The sequence below is a fragment of the Marinomonas spartinae genome, assembly GCF_016461715.1.
Lineage (GTDB): Bacteria > Pseudomonadota > Gammaproteobacteria > Pseudomonadales > Marinomonadaceae > Marinomonas > Marinomonas spartinae_A.
The window spans coordinates 101,943-121,664 of the sequence record NZ_JAEMUI010000004.1; the positions used below are offsets into that span (position 1 = coordinate 101,943).

At 44.8% G+C, this 19,722-nt stretch carries 19 protein-coding genes; 12 read left to right on the plus strand and 7 right to left on the minus strand.

Features of this window, described 5'->3' with window-relative positions; genetic code table 11:
• Window positions 1-114: 114 nt before the first annotated feature.
• From JHD45_RS05780 to JHD45_RS05790, 3 genes are all read right to left on the minus strand, one after another.
• Window positions 115-789: an aspartyl/asparaginyl beta-hydroxylase domain-containing protein gene (locus JHD45_RS05780; protein WP_199475561.1), complete on the minus strand. Its 675-nt coding sequence runs from the start codon at window positions 787-789 to the stop codon at window positions 115-117.
• Window positions 790-841: 52 nt separating this feature from the next.
• Window positions 842-2,692 carry a DUF3857 domain-containing transglutaminase family protein gene (locus JHD45_RS05785; RefSeq protein ID WP_199475562.1) on the minus strand — a complete coding sequence of 617 codons (1,851 nt, stop codon included), beginning with the start codon at window positions 2,690-2,692 and terminating at the stop codon, window positions 842-844.
• Window positions 2,693-2,943: 251 nt separating this feature from the next.
• Entirely contained in the window at window positions 2,944-3,864 is a 921-nt protein-coding gene (locus tag JHD45_RS05790; protein ID WP_199475563.1) for a LysR family transcriptional regulator, read from the minus strand.
• 115 nt (window positions 3,865-3,979) lie between these two features.
• On the opposite strand from JHD45_RS05790, the gene JHD45_RS05795 reads away from it, so the two are divergent.
• The 6 genes from JHD45_RS05795 to JHD45_RS05820 all read left to right on the plus strand — a co-directional run bounded on the left by JHD45_RS05795 (window position 3,980) and on the right by JHD45_RS05820 (window position 9,865).
• Window positions 3,980-4,744, plus strand: coding sequence for a 5-oxoprolinase subunit PxpA (locus JHD45_RS05795; protein WP_233407610.1), 765 nt, complete (start codon window positions 3,980-3,982; stop codon window positions 4,742-4,744).
• Between the two features lie 97 nt (window positions 4,745-4,841).
• A complete protein-coding gene (locus JHD45_RS05800; RefSeq protein ID WP_199475565.1) occupies window positions 4,842-5,090 on the plus strand; it encodes an acetyl-CoA carboxylase in 249 nt (82 codons plus the stop codon).
• Window positions 5,091-5,098: 8 nt separating this feature from the next.
• Window positions 5,099-6,502: an acetyl-CoA carboxylase biotin carboxylase subunit gene (locus tag JHD45_RS05805; protein WP_199475566.1), complete on the plus strand. Its 1,404-nt coding sequence runs from the start codon at window positions 5,099-5,101 to the stop codon at window positions 6,500-6,502.
• Window positions 6,483-7,370 carry a 5-oxoprolinase subunit B family protein gene (locus JHD45_RS05810; protein ID WP_199475567.1) on the plus strand — a complete coding sequence of 296 codons (888 nt, stop codon included), beginning with the start codon at window positions 6,483-6,485 and terminating at the stop codon, window positions 7,368-7,370. The genes JHD45_RS05805 and JHD45_RS05810 overlap by 20 nt, the downstream gene beginning before the upstream one ends.
• Complete coding sequence (locus JHD45_RS05815; RefSeq protein ID WP_199475568.1) at window positions 7,360-8,337, plus strand: biotin-dependent carboxyltransferase family protein; 978 nt, start codon at window positions 7,360-7,362, stop codon at window positions 8,335-8,337. The genes JHD45_RS05810 and JHD45_RS05815 overlap by 11 nt, the downstream gene beginning before the upstream one ends.
• A 214-nt stretch (window positions 8,338-8,551) precedes the next feature.
• On the plus strand, window positions 8,552-9,865 hold the full coding sequence (locus JHD45_RS05820; RefSeq protein ID WP_199475569.1) for a purine-cytosine permease family protein: 1,314 nt from the start codon (window positions 8,552-8,554) through the stop codon (window positions 9,863-9,865).
• Between the two features lie 65 nt (window positions 9,866-9,930).
• On the opposite strand, the gene corA is transcribed toward JHD45_RS05820, so the two are convergent.
• Both corA and JHD45_RS05830 read right to left on the minus strand, forming a co-directional pair.
• Entirely contained in the window at window positions 9,931-10,884 is a 954-nt protein-coding gene (gene corA, locus JHD45_RS05825) for a magnesium/cobalt transporter CorA (RefSeq protein ID WP_199475570.1), read from the minus strand.
• Between the two features lie 390 nt (window positions 10,885-11,274).
• Window positions 11,275-11,421, minus strand: coding sequence for a hypothetical protein (locus tag JHD45_RS05830; RefSeq protein ID WP_199475571.1), 147 nt, complete (start codon window positions 11,419-11,421; stop codon window positions 11,275-11,277).
• Between the two features lie 280 nt (window positions 11,422-11,701).
• Between JHD45_RS05830 and JHD45_RS05835 the strand changes: the two genes are divergently transcribed.
• The 3 genes from JHD45_RS05835 to JHD45_RS05845 all read left to right on the plus strand — a co-directional run bounded on the left by JHD45_RS05835 (window position 11,702) and on the right by JHD45_RS05845 (window position 14,031).
• Complete coding sequence (locus JHD45_RS05835; RefSeq protein ID WP_199475572.1) at window positions 11,702-12,622, plus strand: EamA family transporter; 921 nt, start codon at window positions 11,702-11,704, stop codon at window positions 12,620-12,622.
• 101 nt (window positions 12,623-12,723) lie between these two features.
• A complete protein-coding gene (locus tag JHD45_RS05840) occupies window positions 12,724-13,377 on the plus strand; it encodes an HAD family hydrolase (protein WP_199475573.1) in 654 nt (217 codons plus the stop codon).
• Between the two features lie 90 nt (window positions 13,378-13,467).
• Complete coding sequence (locus tag JHD45_RS05845) at window positions 13,468-14,031, plus strand: hypothetical protein (RefSeq protein ID WP_199475574.1); 564 nt, start codon at window positions 13,468-13,470, stop codon at window positions 14,029-14,031.
• Window positions 14,032-14,137: 106 nt separating this feature from the next.
• Here JHD45_RS05845 and JHD45_RS05850 read toward each other — a convergent pair whose 3' ends face one another.
• The gene (locus JHD45_RS05850) at window positions 14,138-15,025 is read right to left on the minus strand and encodes a DMT family transporter (protein WP_199475575.1); all 888 of its coding nucleotides are present in this window, start codon (window positions 15,023-15,025) and stop codon (window positions 14,138-14,140) included.
• A gap of 101 nt (window positions 15,026-15,126) precedes the next feature.
• On the opposite strand from JHD45_RS05850, the gene JHD45_RS05855 reads away from it, so the two are divergent.
• The 3 genes from JHD45_RS05855 to JHD45_RS05865 all read left to right on the plus strand — a co-directional run bounded on the left by JHD45_RS05855 (window position 15,127) and on the right by JHD45_RS05865 (window position 18,803).
• On the plus strand, window positions 15,127-15,702 hold the full coding sequence (locus JHD45_RS05855; RefSeq protein WP_233407612.1) for a CGNR zinc finger domain-containing protein: 576 nt from the start codon (window positions 15,127-15,129) through the stop codon (window positions 15,700-15,702).
• 237 nt (window positions 15,703-15,939) lie between these two features.
• The gene (locus JHD45_RS05860) at window positions 15,940-16,593 is read left to right on the plus strand and encodes a glutathione S-transferase family protein (protein ID WP_199475577.1); all 654 of its coding nucleotides are present in this window, start codon (window positions 15,940-15,942) and stop codon (window positions 16,591-16,593) included.
• 161 nt (window positions 16,594-16,754) lie between these two features.
• On the plus strand, window positions 16,755-18,803 hold the full coding sequence (locus JHD45_RS05865; protein WP_199475578.1) for a multicopper oxidase family protein: 2,049 nt from the start codon (window positions 16,755-16,757) through the stop codon (window positions 18,801-18,803).
• A gap of 121 nt (window positions 18,804-18,924) precedes the next feature.
• Here the strand turns inward: JHD45_RS05865 and JHD45_RS05870 are convergent, their stop codons facing one another.
• Entirely contained in the window at window positions 18,925-19,716 is a 792-nt protein-coding gene (locus JHD45_RS05870) for a DODA-type extradiol aromatic ring-opening family dioxygenase (protein WP_199475579.1), read from the minus strand.
• Between the last annotated feature and the right edge of the window lie 6 nt (window positions 19,717-19,722).

The following is a 19,722-nucleotide window of genomic DNA, read 5'->3' on the forward strand; positions in this document are numbered from 1 at the left end:
CGCTATCGACGGGCAAATAGTGACTCATAACAAATAGTGACTCATAACAAATAGTGACTTATAAATAGAGACATGCAAAAGCACTGACCGAGCGCATCAAAAAACGCCTATCCATTACTGGATCTGCGCTTTTCGAACCGCCTCTTTAAACTCTTCAGTCTGCCTTAATGCAGCTAAAATCCGCTCGTACAACCAATTCAAATGCCAAGGCAAACGACGTTTCACATCCAGTAATAACACCACCCGAGTCGATGGGGTGAAATTAGACGCACCATGAGGGAAAGCATCGTCCCACAGCAAGCCTGTACCTTCGGTTAAGTCCACACGCTGGCCATCAATAGTAAGAAAACACTCGCCGGGGGCCACAAACAAAGGCAAGTGATAGCGCATCACGCCTTTATTCGGTCCTTTGTGAATAGGCACATCTTTTCCCGCTTCCATACAAGAAATCAACGCACTACTAATAAGCAGGTCGTTCTCGCGCACCAAACGCACCAAGGTCGGACTGATGGACTCATTCATGTACACACCATACATTTTGACAATGGCGGTTTTCCACTTGTGTGAGTCGGTATTGGCAATGTCGTATTGATGGGCATCCACTTGGCTAAACTCCGGTACCTGCTGCCATTTTGACTCTAGATAGTGTCCCACTTCATGCCTAATCTGTTGCCAGTTGTCTTCAAATGCCTGACCCTGTGGGAACAGTTGCGATTTATCTAATATGGGTTCATTACGAATCCATAGTCTGAAATACTTATCAACACAAAAAGCCAGCACACGCTTCATACAGCAATCTCCCAATTACGCCCTTCAATGTACTTAGACTAGTCCTAAATCATTACTGTTTATTGAGGCTCACTATCGATTGCTCATCATCAATCATAGCTCTCATAATACTTTCAACTGAGTCATAGTGTTTCGCAGGTACCTGTCGGACTTTTAAAATCAGTTCACGATCCACTACCATACTATGGCCTTTCAAATGATAGCTCGCCACATAATCGCCAACAGAATTACGTACATTCACATTTGGTGGCAAATCGTCAAAGCGATAACCCTTAGGTGGCGTGAGAGTAAAGTGCCAATGCAAGTCTTTAGGCTGTAACATCACAGGATAACGACGTACCGCATCTTCCCGCAAATATTGCTGTGGCGGATCTTGTGGGGCAAAATTTGGCATATCTGGCAAGACAAATGCCCGCGTTCCCACATGCAAGGCTTTGCGCGAGATCCAATCCATCGAAAAGCTAAAAGGCACATCCAAATTATGAGGATCCGTTGTTTTAATATGTCCAAACCCATAGTGGGGCAACAAGGATAATGCCTGCTTCAGCGCATCTTGTCGGTTCTCTTTATTCGACAACTGATAGCGCAAATAAGAGGCCAATATAGGCGACATGCTAACGTACGCTTTGCCCTTAATGGTGCCATCACGACTAATTTTAATGTCGCCGTTGGTGACAAAACGCGCCTCTCTAGGGATTACTTTCGGCGTACGAGTCAGCTTTGGATGCTTACCCACTAACAGGACTTGTTTATTGCTTAAGCCATAATCCAACACCCCAAATGAGGCGCTTTGATCAGTCGGGTTAGCGTATAAGTGAAATTCTGGCAAATAGATAATCATGTGGTTAAAGGCTTCCACAGAAGGTGCGGGCCAATCCACATTACGGTTACTCCAATTGATGATCGCGGGATCCGACTTAATGCCTTTTGCGGTCAATAAAGCCTGCAATAACACCACATGGTCTTTGCAATCGCCATAACCATTCTCCAGCACTTGATTGGCACTATGAGGAATCCAACTCGAATTGGCGGTTAAATACATCGCCACATAGCGAATGTTTTTCGTCACCCAGTCGTATAATGCACGTGCCGCCGCTTTGCCCTGTTTACCTTGGGTAATGTGATTCGCCAACGCTTGGATTTCGGGGGTTACATCCGCTTTGTTAGCCGATAAATGATAATAGTCCTTTGCTAACTCAAGGTAACTGGTGATGGTCGATACACTCAACAGGGGGCTAAGATCCAATGGGTTAGGCATATGATTTTCGTACAATGAAGGAGAAGCACCACGCATATGATATTGGCCCGTGATTACCCGACGGTCTCCTTCGATCTTATTGGTATACTGAAAACCATTCTGGGCGCCAACACTCAAGGGCAGAGAAGCAGGGGCATATAACGTCACATAGACATCACCATTGTGGAAAATTCCCGCCGAAAACGCATCACTATAACCCAGTTTATAGGCTTTAAAGGTCGTGATCTTCACCTCTGCGTGCACTTTAGAGCCAATTTTTACTTGCGGAAACAATATGGTCGCCGTCTTGGTGGAGACAAAGCCTGGCGCATCTTGCGCGGCGGCACTAGGCCGGATTAATACACTGCTGGCTGGCACATCGATTTTCTGTCCATCCGGTTGAAGAACCCAAGCACTCAACAGTTTATAGGTCTGATTATGGGGGTCAAAGGTAGTCGAAAACTGTCCGGCATTATCAATGTCGGTCGCCCTAAGTACCGTGCGATCAAACGTCGTCACATCCGAATAGGTTTTATCTTTATGCAAATGCACCACATCATGAATCTGGTATTCTGATGTTTTCACACTCGCCATTGCCGGCAAGCTTCCCCATGCAAACATCAAAACCAAGCCTAACGTCGTCGTCACTCGATGGAATCTCAACATATGTCTCTCTACTCACTTGTTTACTCAGTGGTCGCGGGTACTCTGTGGCAGTACAACCACTGTATACAGATATGGCACAACCGTGCTTTAGCAAATGTATCCGCTTCACTGACAAAAAGCCTCTTTAAAAAAACGGCGAATAACACTCTTCCTTTTTTATAGCATTTCTTTTGTTTATATAGACACGCAGAACAATAAACTGACAAAATTGACGACTTGTTGTGACGCTCTTTTATGACACCTTCGACGATTTAGGAGCGCTTCGATAGATTTTGTTGCGGCATTAAAAAGCCTTGTTTGAAGTAGTCGCGAATGGCACTCATTGCCGGCGTAAACACTTTATCCCGACGCCAAGCAAGACCCACACTCATGGGGAACACAGCATCATCCAGCAAACGCGTTTCGATACGCCGACCTTCCAAGGACCAAGGGCGATACACCAAATCCGATAAAATCGCCACACCTAGCCCATTAGCAACCATGCTCCTAACTGACTCAACGGAAGAGGTGCGCAAAATAATATTGGGCTCAAGTTGTTTGCGTTTCCAGTAACGCATGGCACTTTGATCGGCTTCGTCTACGGTGAGCATGATAAAAGGCTCTTTGACAATATCTTCCAGGACCAAATCCGTTTTGCGGCTAAATGGGTGATTACTGGGCATCCAAAGCCGCCTTTCAGAAACAAATAAGCGCTCTGATTTGATGTCTGGGTGAGTCAAGTTATCCGTTAGCACCACCGCCATATCGATAGAATCATCCGCAAGACGAGCTTCGATATTCACCCGCTCATACTCAAACAACTCCATGGCGATATTCGGATACCACTGGGACAAACGCTGCAAATGGTAAGGCAAAAAATACCCTTGTACGGTGTAACTGGCGGCAAGGCGCACTTTCCCTTCGGCATCATCATCGGTATGAGGTAGATTTAGCGCTTCATCGACACTGCGTAAGACTTGATAGGCGTGATTTAAAAAATGTCGCCCTCGATCCGTCAGGCTGACACCTTGCGTACTGCGTAAAAAGAGTTCTACCCCTAATAAATCTTCCAAATCGCGAATCGCAGTCGTGACTGCCGACTGAGAAATATTAAGATGAATAGCCGCCTGGGAAACCTGACCAATTTCAGCAGTGGCCACAAAATATCTTAACTGTCTGATCGTTAGCGCCATCGTCCACCCACCTTATATCTGTTTTTTAGATACTACCCTATCAAAAAATAGATCTTTTTAAACACCACGTTTCATTTATATAGTGATTGAACATAAAAACAGAAAGGACAGTTTGATGAGATTAGTAGACCTCAATTCGGATATGGGAGAAGGCTTTGGCCCTTGGACCATTGGCGATGGTGTTGATGAACACATCATGCCATTAATCAGCTCCGCTAACATCGCCACCGGATTTCATGCAGGTGACCCAACCACGATGGCTCAGACCGTCAAAATGGCAGCACAGCATGGTGTATCCATTGGCGCCCATCCTGGCTTTCGGGATCTAGTGGGCTTTGGCCGACGTCATATGATCGCCTCAGCAGACGAGTTGGTGAACGACATCCTCTATCAAGTTGGCGCATTGCGTGAAATTGCGAAATTGCACGGTCTTACCTTGCAACATGTCAAACCCCATGGAGCGCTTTACATGCACGTGGCTAGCAATGACGAGATCGCGGAACTTTTGGTAGAAAAACTGCACGCGTTGTCACCAGAGCTAATGTTGTATGCGATGCATGGTTCGAATGTTCATAAGGTAGCCAAACGGGTAGGTCATCCTGTGATCTGTGAATTTTATGCAGATCGTGACTACGACCTTTCTGGTTCCATTGTCTTCACCCGTCGCGTTGGCGCGTTGGACCCAGAACAGGTAGCCCAAAAAGTTCTCCGAGCCTGCCAAGAAGGCAAAGTCCGCACGGTAGAAGGCGAAGACATCCCAATCGAATTCGACTCAATTTGTATTCACAGTGATACCCCCGGTGCCCTAGCGCTGGTGGAAGCGACTTATAAAGCCTTGCACGAAGCGGAGATAGACATTCGCTCACCAAGCCAATCATAGCGAGGTTAAGCATTTGAAATAGCAGGCTTTTGACGCATTTTTAAAGCAGAAAAGATTCTTATAAAAGAACAATATAATCATTCAAGAGGAACAAAACATGGCTACCCTAGACATTATCTCCCCCCTCCCTGGCGTCTTCTATCGACGCCCATCACCGGAGTCTGAAGCCTTTGTTAACGAAGGGGATCAGGTAGAAAATACAACGGTGATAGGACTAATCGAGGTAATGAAACAATTTTCTGATCTCACTGCCGACGCCCAAGGTACCTTAATCCGCTTCTGCGTGGACGATTCTGAGCCCGTTGAGCCAGGTCAAGTCGTTGCCATTATTGAAATCCAGGAGTGATGTGTCCCATGAACTTTTCTGATCACAGACTGCTGATTGCTAATCGTGGCGAAATCGCCGTGAGAATTATTCACGCGGCGCAAGCGTTAGGTATCCGAACCCTTGCCGTTTGCAGCGAAGCCGATAAATTATCCTTACCCGCCATGTTAGCGGACGAAGTCATGGTCATCGGTCCTGCCCGAGCTGACCAGAGTTATTTAAGGGCAGAGCTTATTCTTGAAGCGGCCAAACAAATGAATGCCACGGCCATTCACCCAGGGTATGGCTTTTTATCTGAAAATGCCGATTTCGCTCAAGCGGTGGTGGACGCTGGCTTAATTTTCGTTGGCCCTGATGCCAATACCATTCGCCAAATGGGTGATAAAGCCTGCGCACGCACCACGGCCCAAGCGGCTGGCGTCCCGGTCGTTCCCGGTTCTGATGGCGAAATAGACTCATTAGAAGACGCCATTGCCGCAGCGCAAACCGTCGGTTTCCCTCTGCTTATCAAAGCCTCTGCGGGTGGCGGTGGTCGCGGTATTCGAATTGCTCGTGATGCCAACGAACTGGCAAAAGAATTCATCATCGCACAAAGCGAGGCCAAAGCCGCCTTTGGTTCTGGTGCCGTCTATTTAGAACGCTTTATTGAAAAAGCACGCCATATTGAAGTGCAAATACTGGGCGATGGTGAGCATGCCATTCACTTATATGAACGGGAATGCTCCTTACAACGTCGACGTCAGAAAGTATTTGAAGAGGCACCTTCACCCGCTTTATCGGCAACCATCCGTGAGCAACTGTGCCAAAAGGCCGCCAAGCTGGCGCAAGCACTCCATTATAAGGGGGCGGGCACCTTAGAGTTTCTCTACGATGATGCAACCGAAGCGTTTTTCTTCATTGAAATGAACACGCGCATTCAAGTGGAGCATCCTGTCACCGAAGCCATTACAGGGGTCGATTTAGTGCAATGGATGATTAAAGTCGCCCTCGGTGAACCCTTGTCTATTCAACAGGATGACATAACAATCAACGGTTCAGCCATTGAAATGCGAATCAACGCAGAAAACCCGGCAAAAGGCTTTTTCCCAAGTCCTGGTCGCCTAACGTATTTGCAATGGCCGCTTGGTGAAGGTATTCGTATCGACACTCATCTGTTCGATGGCTACCTCATCCCACCGTATTACGATTCGTTGTTAGCTAAGATCATTATTCACGGGCAAACACGTCAACAAGCCTTTGAACGGGCGATAACCGCACTCAATGAGACGCAAATAGAAGGCGTACTCACCACCATGCCGTTGCATAAAGCATTACTGCAAGATCCCGCCATAAAAGCAGCGGACTTTGATACCGGCACACTGGAAGTGTGGTTGCCAGAAAACCTTCATAAACTGATTGAAAAGGAGAAGGACGATGCTCTCACAACCCATTAGATATACCTTTGGCGGTGATGAACAACTGTTTGCCGAGATATCTGAATCCATGTCGTTAGCGGCTTTTTTCAAAAGTCTGGGCATGGTGCAAGCCATTGAAGCACAACGCATTGACGGCATTTTAGATGTCTGTCTTGCCAATGCGTCCTTCCAAGTACGATTTAATCCGGATGTGATTCATCCAGACATCTTGCTTGCTAAAGTAAAAGCCTTAGAAAGTATGGCGCAAAATCAAAGCAAACAACGCTTAGACACCCGTATTGTGGAAATCCCCGTGCTTTATAACGATCCTTGGACCCATGAAACCCTCATGCGCTTCCGTGATCGCCATCAAGATCCTAATTCGACCGATCTAGAGTATGCAGCACGCATCAATGGTCTTAAAGACGTACAAGCCTTTATCGATGCCCACTGCGGCTCGCCTTGGTTTGTGTCTATGGTGGGATTTGTCGCAGGACTCCCCTTTATGTTTCAAATGGTCGAACAGGCGAAGCAACTTGAAGTCCCCAAATATTTAAGTCCACGAACCGATACGCCAAAACAAACCCTTGGCCACGGTGGCTGTTTTGGCTGTATTTATTCCGTTCGCGGAGCCGGTGGCTATCAAATGTTCGGCGTGACACCGGCGCCCATTTACGACCCACAGCAAACCTTATCCTATTTAAAAGACTCCATGGTATTTTTCCGTACGGGTGACATTGTTCAGTTTAAACCCATAGACAGAGCGGAATACGACAGGATTCTAGAGGAGGTCGAAAACGGCACCTTTGCGCCAAAAACTCAAGCCTTTACCTTTGATTTAAAAGATTATCAGGCTGATCCTGAACAGTACAAAAAAACCATGATGGAGGTGCTTTATGTCGATTAATGTCATCAAACCTGGCCTGGCCACCGCCATTCAAGATAAAGGTCGCGAAGGTTACTATCATCTAGGCATACCCCCTTCTGGCGCGATGGATCAATACTCTATGACACTCGCGAATTTATTGGTCAATAACGATGAAGGGGATGCCGTACTGGAATGTGCCTTGCTCGGCCCAGAGCTGCTTTTCCAACAGGATACCATCGTCGCCGTGTGTGGGGCTCGTATGTCCCCCAAAGTCGATGGCGCCGTCATGCCATTAAATACCTCATTTTTGATCAAAGCAGGACAAACATTGAGCTTTGCTTATCCAACCGCTGGCGCACGAGCTTACCTAGCCGTGGCAGGGGGCATTGATGTACCTATGACCCTTGGAAGTCGCGCAACTTACACCCTTGGTGCCTTGGGAGGTTATCAAGGTCGTCGGCTAGAAGCTGGGGATGAGTTGCCGATTGGCAAGCCGAAAAAAGCCGCAAAAGAAGGCCAACATCTTCCCACAGAATGCATTCCCCCAATTGAGAAGGAAATGCCCTTACGCATGATAACAGGCATGTATATTCATCGCTTAACAGATGATGCCGTAGAACGCTTTTTTGAAGACACTTGGACGGTTGGCAGCGAAGCCGATCGCATTGGCTATCGTTTCAAAGGTGGACGGGCGATGGAGTTCAAGCCTCGTCAGCAACCTTTTGGCGCGGGTTCCGATCCTTCCAATATTGTCGATGCCTGTTACCCCATTGGCTCCATTCAAATACCAGCAGGCAAAGAGCCCATTGTGTTACATCGGGACGCCGTTTCCGGCGGTGGTTATGCCACCATAGGTACGGTCATCAGTGCAGACATGGATCTAATCGGCCAGATGCAACCCAATTACAAAACGCACTTTGTTCCAGTCAACATGGCTGAGGCGTTAGAAGCCCGTCAGTTAAAACAGCAACAACTCGATAAGGTGCGCCATTACTTAAAAATATAAACCGTTTAAACAGATAGCGGCTTAAACGAGCAATAACAATAAAGCAGCGCGGATCACTCACCTTCTAATAATCAAACAGAGTGATTCTGCGTCTTCTTCCCAAACCGGCTTTTCTCCCATGATGCTGACAATCGCTCAGTGTCACGGGAGCGCTTGAGCCAAAAAAACAGAAAACAACACAAAAAATCATAATACTCACAATGAGGAACACAAAATGGCCAGTTTAGTTCAGCAAGAATCGACTCAAGATGCCTCCAACCTCCCCGTGCCAGAAGGCGCCAGAATGGGGGCATTTTCTCTTACTATGGCATGGTGGGCGGTCTGCAGCGCGATATTTTATATTGTGGTTGGAGCGTCCTTAGCCATGAGCTATGGTGCGAAAAACGCCATCATAGGTATGGTGCTGTCTGTCATCAGCTACGGCATCATCAATGGTATTATCAGTCGTTACGCGATCAAAGAAGGTTTATCCGTGGCCTTGTTCTCACGGCGACTATTTGGCTCTGCTGGCGCCTCCCTTGCCACGCTTATTTTCTTCTCTACCGCGATCTATTATGCGGTATTTGAAGGCTCTGTTATCGCCGTTGCCATGAACAAGATGTTCCCATGGTTAGATTACAAATGGGCCGCCTTAATCGTTGTGGTTTACAGCGTCTTGTTGATTTTCGGCAGTGTGCAGAAGTGGCTAGATAAATTCAATGGCGTCCTCTTACCCTTTTATATCATAGGGTTGATCGCTGCGGTGGTGGTCTCCATTAGCGAATATGGCTATCAGGCTAACTGGATCAACTTAGGGTCAGCAAACGCAACACCATTTGGCTGGTGGAACTGCTTCACCTATTACATGGGCGTTTGGGTATTAATGTTATTCACCTTTGATTACGCACGCTTTGGTAAGCCAAAAGACAGCACTTACCATGCTCGTTATAACTTCGGCATGCCTTTTTATCTGATCACCTTTTTAGTCAACGGTATCGTGGGTATCTACCTGATTGCCAGCATTCCACAAGATGCCGCCTTAAGCGAGGTATCTGTGGTGCTATCTATCATTAAGCTTTTGGGAATTTGGGGGCTATTGTTTGTGTGGGTGACGCAAACCCGTATTAACACCGCGAACTATTATCTAGCCACTGTGAATATGCAGGCCTTTTTCGATAACATCTTACGCATCAAAGCCCCTAAATTGGTGTGGTCTCTTGTTGTTGGTGCGGTGGTGTTCGTCTTGATGTTATCCAATGTCTTTTCTTACATTTTGCAAGCGCTCGCTTATCAAGGCGTGTTCGTCGTCGCTTGGGTTGGCGTGGCCTTAGCACATATTTTATTTAAGAGTCACAATGACATGATGACTGAAAACAACCATTTGAATCTCGTCGGTTTGATTGCCTGGTTACTCAGCACTGTGGTCGGTATTCTGATTATGCATTCTGCCATTGCTTCATTTGCCGCCCCCGCGACCTTTATTGTATCGATTGGCTTTTACTCCTTCGCAAAACAAAAAGGCATCACGCCAACCCATTCCAAGGCTTAACACGCCAGCATTAAAAAGCCCCAATGAAGAGCATTCATTGGGGCTTTTTAAGTCCGTGTTAGGCATTACAACCAACCACGGTGTTTAAAGTACCAATAAGGCGCAAAGCCTGAACACACCATCAAACCTAACGCCGCCGGATACCCATAGGTCCAGTTTAATTCAGGCATAACATGGAAGTTCATCCCGTAGATACTCGCGACCAAGGTAGGAGGTAAGAACACAACCGATGCGATGGAGAAAATTTTGATGATCTTGTTCTGTTCAATGTTGATGAAGCCTTGTGTCGAGTTCATCAAGAAGTTAATTTTATCGAACAAAAAGGTCGTATGAGACATCAAGGTCTCCACGTCTCGCATGATCTCACGCAAGGTTTCTGAGTATTCATGGCGATTACGGAGATGACGTAACAAGAAGGATATATCACGTTGGGTATCCATCAAACACAAACGAATTTTCCCGTTACTGTCCTCTAATCTAGCCAGCTTTTCAATGATACTGTCCAATTCACTTTCGTTCTCTTCCAAAACAAGATGGCTGACCCCTTCTAATTGGCGATGCAGATCTTCCAGTGTATCGGCATGGTTCTCTACTTTATTTTCGAAGAGCGTGACCAATAATTGTGCAGGAGAATCCACCGCAATCTGCCCACGACGAGCCCGCATGCGCAGTAACCGGAAATCGGCGACTTCGCTTTCGCGAATCGTAATCAGGCGATCATTTTGTAAAATACAAGCAACCGTCGAGGTTTTATGACGCCCTTCCGTTTGATTTAAAAACAAAGAGTGAACGTGAATTCCCGCCTGATCAACAAAACAGCGAGCGGATGCCTCAATCTCTTCAACATCGTCCGATTCGGGTAAATCCGTACTTAAGATAGCTTGCAGCTGTAAACGTTCATCATCATCCGGTTCCGCCGCGTCAATCCAGTCTGCTTCTTGTTGTAACGTGGCAAAATTATCATCTTCTTTAGGAATTTCTTGAATCAAGCCGTTGTTGATTTTAAAAAATCTTAGCATACGTTTACCTCGGTATAATCGATACCTTATTTCAGTCAAGCCGTATTATTCAGTGCATTTATCTGCAAAGTATAAAGACGGAAAATGAGTATTTTATGACGGCGTTGCATTATCCGTTCGACCAGCGACGTCTGATTAGAAAGATGCTGTGCATCATACTGATGACGTCCTAGGTCGTCACTCATTAATCAAGCGAAGCGGTGAAAAAAGATCAAAAAAGACCCAATCAAATCATCACCTTTCAATAAACTATGATTATACCCATGTTGGATGACACTTCTAATACGAATGTCATTAAGGAAGATGCAAAGGCACAGTAACAACTAAGATGTCCCCGTGCCAAGAGTCGGTGTATCCAGATGCTTAACAGTGAAGATAGGCTAAGTTAAGTTACTCCGTCTCCATTAAAAGACGTAACTCATCCTGTAACGCTTCAATTCGTTCTACTAAGATATGCTGTTGTGAATCTGGCACCTGAGAAATATCTTGTAAGGATATCTCTTCCAAGTCGTTAAGCAACTGCAGTAACTGTTCCATGTATTTCACTTCTCCTTGATCACCCTCAAAAATCCCTATTAAGCTACCCTAGATCTCCGCTACTAACCTGTATAAATCGAGACAAAAATGCACTCTTTTGTAAAAATAGCCCCTAGAGACCCAAGACGCTAGCAAACAAAAAAATAAGTCTTCTCGGTGTTATTAAGGCGCGATATAAGAGACACCATTACAAAAAACGCGTTATCTTGTCAGTCACAGATAACGTGTTTATGGACAGACTTGATATCTCGGGCTGCCCTCATCAACAAGGAAAACAGGAATGACGCTCACCGCTATCATGTTGGTTTTGTTGTCCGCTTTTATGCACGCAGGATGGAATTTCTTTGGCAAAAAAACCAGCCCCACTCTCGGCTTTTTTCTGTTAACCATGATCGCTGGGGCGCTAGTATTTTCCCCTGTTATTATTTGGCAGTGGCCATTAATTTGCGCCTTTCATCACGACATTCTCTTGTTGCTGTTCGCCACAGGCTTTTTTCACTCACTGTATTTATGGGGGCTAGCGGAAGCCTATCGTTCAGGGGATATGTCCATTGCTTATCCTCTTGCTCGCTCTTCACCTTTGATCATTGTCGCCATCTCAAGTCTCTTTCTGGGTCAGCAAGACACTCTTTCTATCCAAGCAGTTGTGGGCATTGTGATGATCGTGGTTGGCTGTTTATTCATTCCATTACCCAGCTTCAGCGATTTTAGACTCCGCAATTATCAAAATCGCACCACTGTATTTGCGTTACTGGCGGCGTTCGCCACAGCAGGCTACTCCCTAGTGGATGATCGTGCCACGGCTTTAATGCGCGCCTTAACCGATGCAGCAGGCATACCGCTAGCCAGTCCTTGGCAGGTGTCACTTTTGTATGTCACCTTACAAGCTGCCTTTTCGGTAATATGGATGATCTGGTTTGTCCTATTCACCCCAAAACAACGGCAGACATTTGGCAGAATGTGTATGACACAATGGCGTATCGGCTTACTAACAGGCGCTCTCATGTTAGGCACTTATTCATTAGTCATTTTGAGTATGGCTTTTGTTAGTAACGTCAGCTACGTGGTTGCCTTGCGACAATTGAGCATTCCACTGGGCGTATTATTTGCGGTGATCAGCTTTGGGGAATCCCTACGCGCGCCTAAAGTAATCGGTGTAACCATCACCGTTATCGGCTTAATTGCCGTCGCCTTAGGGTAAAGATAAGATGCCCTTATTTTGCGGACTGACATTCAATTGTCATGTCTTTCTTTTTAACTGCGTTTTCATTCTCATCGTTTTGAAATATTTAAGGAACCACCATGGCACTGGCCTTTTTCGATCTTGATAATACCTTAGTCGCAGGCGATACCGCCCAAGCCTTTGCGGAATACATCACCGCGAGCGACCTGCCGACACCCGATGACTTCCTAACCGTTAATCTTGCTTACATGGCTGAGTACGATGCTGGCACCCTAAACCTTGAAGACTACATGCGTTACACCTTATCGCCTTTGTTTATTCTAGACGCGGAACAACGGGCCACATTAATCCATCAGTTTATTCAAGACGTCGTGAAAACGATGGCGCTTCCTAAAGCTTTCGACCTGTTAGCCCAACATCAACAAAACGGTGACGAACTTATCATTATCTCCGCCACGGGGTCCCATTTGGTCGCCCCTATTGCCGCTTACCTTGGTGTTAAACACAGCCTTGGTGTTGATCTCGAATATCAAGATGGACGTATCACAGGGGCGCTCGTTGGTACCCCAACTTTTCGCGAAGGAAAAGTCATCCGTGCCGAACAATGGGCCAAAGACAATGGCCACACCATGGACAACATCTACTTCTACAGCGACTCTCACAACGATCTACCACTGCTAGAAAAAGCGCATTTTCCCATCGCAGTCGACCCCGATCCGACCCTAGAAAAAATCGCCACCGAACGTGGCTGGAAAGTGATTAGCTTGCGTTAGAAAGTGAACCATTAAATAGCCTCGAATTGACTTGCTAACCAAAGCTTAATATTTTTCATCCCAATCAGAGACAAAAGAGAAGTAATACCTATGTCCGTTTATAGAATAAAATACCCTGAAGACAGTTTTGAGGTAATTGATCTTGATATGTTTGCATTTGCCGACATTATTGGAGATGAAGATTTAACTCTAGTACGAAGTCAACCAAGAACAAATGAGTCACTAAAGTCACGCTGGAAAAGTGTCAAATGCAATATAGCAGAGGAATGGAAAAATAAGCCTTTACCAGCTATATCCTATTGGGGAAGCTATCTTATTTTTACTCAAAAAGCCTATGACGTGTTTGCCAATACTCTCGAACCATTTGGAGAGTTTTTACCCTTACTTGCAGAAGGTAATCAGCTATACATCTACAATTGCCTTACATTTGTAAGTGAAGATGAAACTCAATGCATTCGATCTTATGAGGATGGCTACCCAATAGGCTTCAAATCATTAGCCTTTGAAAACAGTGACCTTAAAGATAAACAGGTCTTTAAATCCAAACTTTTTGGCACACACACCCTCTTCGCTACAGATAGCTTTAGATCTCTTTTTTCCCAAGAGAATATGACTGGAATAAGATTTGATACATATCTAGTCGATCCTTTCTAATTGAGCTATATTCATCCATGTAGAGAATAATCAGCCTGTACTTGACAGGCTGTACTCTCTCTAATCTATCGTCTCCTCTGATTTCTCAGATATTCAACATCGTTTTCTAGTTATCCACCCATTTTGATTTTATAACCTCCTTCTCGGTTTTAAGATTATAAATGCCTCCCAATATAATTAGCAATATTCCTATCCATGAATATAGACTTGGAAAGTCATCAAATACAATCAGCCCAAGAATAGCTGAAAAAACTATTTCAAAGTAGAGAAATGGTGCTGCGCTTTTTACATCTAAGACCTTAAATGAGATCAAAGAAAAAGCATGAGATAAGAAAGACAAGAACCCTATTAAAAAAATGAAAAACAACCCACCTAATGAGATTTGATGAATAGGAAAATAATCTTTAAAAATCAAAGGAAAACTTAATAAAAATCCAAAAAAATTCTGGATCAATAAATTATCCTCTTCTCTTACTAAAATAGATGATGATCGAGTTAACACGATATAAATACCATATAAAAATCCACTTATAATGGACAGAAAAACAGAGTGAACATCTAGGTTTTCTGGATTTATTATCAACATTATCCCCATAAAACAAAAACCGATAGAAACAACATTTCTTAGGCTGAAAGGTTCTTTTAAAAATAGACAGGAGAGTAACGTCGCAATAATAGGACCAGTAAAATATCCGCCAAGAGCAATAGCAATTGGAATTCGAGAAATAGACCAAAAAAAGCATATCATCGACAGCATCAAAATAGCGGAGCGGCTAACATGAAGAAATTTTGCTCCACAAAAACTGATATATGCCCGAGCTGGGGCTTGAAAGACCAATAGAGCGATAAGAAAACTCACTAGATATCTCGAACATACTAGGAAGCTTGGAGTTAATGTACTTGTGAGTAGCTTGGCGATCGTATCCACTATCGGTACAATCGCAACGCTCAGGATCAATATCACTAAAGCCTTCAGCTTGCTCACAGGTTTCATAGTTTTCTCACTTGAGTAACTGTTAAAAATAAATATAACAGTTACAGAAAAAATTAAAACCTATAAATCTCATTTTAACAGTTACACCACATGCGAGGGCCATGAATGTGGACATAGACAGCTATGAGTTTACAGGGATTAGAATCAGCCTATCATTCGTAAATCAGCTACTGCCTGGCAAGCTTCAAGGCAATGAATTTAAAGGGAAAGTTGATTTCTCTACCCTTACCGATATCCTCAGCGAAGATCCTGGAAGTCTTCAAAGGCTTGAAGAAAATCACGTTGAAGAATTCGTCAGTCTGGCCAAAGTTCTACGAGAAATCATAGTACTTCTTGGGAAAGGGGAGGTTTCAACAAGCGCACAAAAGCTAAACGCTCTTATGAGTGAATGCCCAGCAACGCCTTCACTTGAATGTGATGAAAATGGTCATTGGCACTTACACCACCACCCACTGGATGCAGGGTTAATCGCTATGTGGACCGCCATTTGTGCCGAGGGGCTAGCCAGAATGGTAGGGGAGCAACATTATCACAGGTTTGGTGTATGCGAAGCTGTCGAATGTGACAGAGTTTTTTTTGATACATCAAGGAATGGTCGGCGACGTTTTTGCTCAGTAAGCTGCCAGAATCGAACAAAAATAGCAGCATTTCGCTTGAGAAACTCAAAGAACAAGTAAGTCTAGCCTATCTTTTAGAATTCTCCGAAGGTAAACCTAGGACTTTTGCACAAATCGTTTCTTTCAATCTAAAGCGATGCTCACTGTCTAAGAGTGAGTACTAGACCTCTATTCACTTATACGCCAAATAATCAAAACATGAGTCATATGCTATTTCATAATAAACTGTTTTTTTCATCAAAATGGGTAACAATGCCTTTATAAGACAAAAGACACAGCAAAAAGGAAGCTCCCCCCATGAAACTTATCATCGCCAATAAAAACTATTCGTCTTGGTCATTGCGAGGCTGGATGGCACTAAAAGCATTCAATATTCCATTTGAGGAAATCAAACTTTCTTTATCTACTGAGGCTTTCTACAAAGAACTTGCCCAATATACACCGATTGGCAAGGTGCCAGTTTTGTTGGATGGTGATTTGAGCATATGGGATTCACTCGCCATTTGTGAGTACATCAACGAAACCTACTTAGATGGAAAAGGCTGGCCCGCCGATAAACACCTTCGCGCACGGGCTCGCTCTATTGTCGCAGACATGCATTCAGGCTTTTTTGGTATTCGCAACGAAATGCCCATGAACTGCCGGGCAAAACGTCGCGTTGAACTAAGCGATCAAGCCAAAAAAGAGGTGGACACACTCGATCGTGTTTGGACGGAGTTGAGACAACATACCCCAAATGGCCCCTATTTATTTGGCGAATTCAGCTTGGCTGATGCCTTCTTCGCTCCCGTTATCTTCCGCTTTAAGACTTATGGTATTGAGCTATCGGATGCTGCTGCTCGCGACTATCAACAAACCATGTTAGCGCATCCAGCAATGAAGTCATGGCTAGAAGACTCTGTTATCGAAACCGATATCGTCGAAGCGGGTGAAGCTGGCAAGCCCGTTTAATTCTTTCACGTCCCAGCACCCTACGTGACTCTGGCTTAATCAATCTAGATTCACGTATTTTTAGCGTAACCCAGTGTAATAGCCAATTCTATTCAGCGTCTATACTATCTCCTTAAGTTCAGTTTAATGTAAAAATAAAGCAAACTATAAGGACATTGTAGATGAATATGAAACGCACAATATTAATGCTTTCCGCAATAACGTGTTTAAATATAACGTCGAACGTTCAAGCTGATCCAAGTCGTTTAACTCTAGAGCAGCGGCGTTATTTGGATCCAACTCAACTAGAGATTAAAAAGGGCTTATCCAATAATGAAGTCACTTTCGACCTTTATGTCGATGAGATTAAAAATAAGCTCTATAACCCTTCAACAGATTCATATGATGTCGTTGAACTGCGAGGCTACAAATCTAAAGACTCCGATCCCAACGCTCCTTATGTAGCACCAAGCATACGCATGGTGCCAGGGCAAACCGCACGGGTCACCCTGCATAACGATCTAGAGGATGACCCAAGCTGCAATACGCACCCTAAAGATGTCAACACTCCCCATTGTTTTAATGGCACAAACCTTCACACTCATGGTTTATGGATAAGTCCGTCCGGTAATAGTGACAATGTATTATTGAAGCTTAATCCAGGGCTGACTTTCCAATATGAATACAACGTACCACCAGATCATCCAGCAGGAACATTCTGGTATCACCCGCACCTTCATGGCTCTACCGCCTTACAGGTCTCAAGTGGCATGGTAGGAGCGTTAATTATTCGCGGGGATCGTCAACCCGTAGTAAAAGACAATAAAATCGTTAAAACAGGTGACCTTGATCTACTGCTCAAACCTTTTAAAGAACATACCATGGTGATGCAACAAATCGCTTATGCCTGTTTTGATGAAAACGGAGAAATTATTACCAATGATGATGGACAATGGCTCTGTAGCGAAGGTCAAACAGGGGTTATTAAGGATTACAAACAACAATTCGCCCCAGGCTCATGGCCAACATCAGGACGCTATACCAGTCTCAATGGCCAGATACTACCGACGATCAGCAATGTAAATGTCGGTGATGTGGAAAGATGGCGAATGATCCACGCAGGAGTCCGCGACACCATTAGCCTAGAGTTTCGTAAACGCATTGGTAAACCGGGTGAAATAGGCAAAGAGGCCAGATTAGGTACAAAAGACTTCTTAAACGATCAATGCCAAGGGGAAAGACTGGAATACAAACTGGTTGCCTCCGATGGCCTTACCATGAAACAAGCCATTTCCACTTCTCAAGCCACTTTTCAACCTGGCTACCGCTGGGATTTGCTCGTGCAGTATCCAGAACAAGGCGACTGGTGTATGTTGGATACCTCTTCTAGTACAGCAACTGGGGCCATCAACAACTATGCACCGACTCCTCAATTGCTGGGTATCATCCAAGTAGGCTCTTCTAACAAGGCTCCCCAAAGCATCGAGCAACAACTCATTGACTCGGCAGAAAAGAATATAGCCCTCCCAGCTCAGGCAAGTGTCATCGCGGAGATCAAGGACGGACTCAAACTAAACGCCTTTATTCCTCACAAAGACCTCATTGGCCTACCGGAAAAAGACTTTGGCAAACAAGCGCTAGGTTTTAACATACAATCGACGAACTATCCGAATAAAAAAACCTTCTTTCAAGTTGCTAATCAATTGCCCAGCTCATCTGATTTTGACCCACAACCTTACGACCCGAACCGAATGGACAGGAACCTGATCTTAGGTTCACAAGACGAATGGCAACTAGGATCCAATCTTGCAGGGCATCCTTTCCATATTCATGTTAACCCCTTTCAAATTACAGCCATCTACACACCTGAAGGCAAAGATGTAAGCGCCTTAGATAGTGAAGATGTTTACTATGAAAAAAATGGCGCAAGGTTTCCGACAAAAGAGAGTTGTGAAGAGGATAAAAAAGAAAAGCAAGACACCAGCCATTGTATGGTCGCCAATGACAAACAATACCCAGGACTAAAAGGACTTTGGAAAGACACCATCTTTGTTAAACAAGGCTATAAAGTGGTCTTTAGAACCAAATACGAGCGATATATTGGCGATTTCGTTCTGCATTGTCATATTCTTGATCATGAAGACCAAGGCATGATGCAAAATGTGCGGATTGGTGTCGGTGATGGCACAGGTAAGATAGCCTTCGCTCACGGCTCCCATTCTTTCCATTAACAAGCATTAAAGCCATTTTATTTAACTTAGTAATAAAGAGGGATCTGATAGGTCCCTCTTTCTGCGTTTAAAAAGCGATTAGAAATCATTAAAAGTTTACTACGCGACCGCCTAAAGTCGGTTAATCAAACCGAAAGCTAGAGGCCGTCCAGCCCCCAAAGATCCCTTCATCGTGATAAACGCAGCTTGCTTCGCCCTTTTCAGCAGCGCCAAGGGCGACCATCAAGGGAATCAAATGATCTTCTCTTGGATGACAAATCCTTGCGTACGGTGCTTTGTCCCAATCAACTACTCTTGCACTACGCTCTGTTGGTTCAGAGTTCAACAAGGTTTCCTGTAACCAGGCATCAAAAGCATTGGATGGTTTAATAGCTTGCGGGCCTCTTAATCCAAGGTTATGAAAACTCAAGCCACTGCCGACAATTAAAATGCCCTCTTCGCGCAGAGGCGCTAATGCACGACCCAAAGCCAAATGTTCTTCAGGATCTAAGTTCGATTTGAGAGAAAGCTGAATGAGTGGCATATCCGCTTCAGGATACATCACCGCCATGGGAGCAAACGCACCATGATCGAAACCTTTTTTATCATCCAAATCCACCGGAAAACCAGCCCCTTTTATGAGTTCAGCGACACGAACGGCAACGTCTGGCGCACCAGGCGCTTGATATTTCACTTCATAGGTATGAGCAGGGAAACCGTAATAGTCGTATTCCATGCCTGGTGCTGGGTTGGATTGCACACCAAAGGTTTGTCGCTCCCAATGTCCGGAAATCATCAATATCGCTTTTGGCTTTTCGGGCAACTGCTTTGTCATATTTACCAATGACGTTTCAAGATTGATGAACATGGCTCGCATGTCTGGGATATAAGGCCAAGGGCCGCCGCCATGGGAGATAAAATAAGTTGGTAACATACTGTG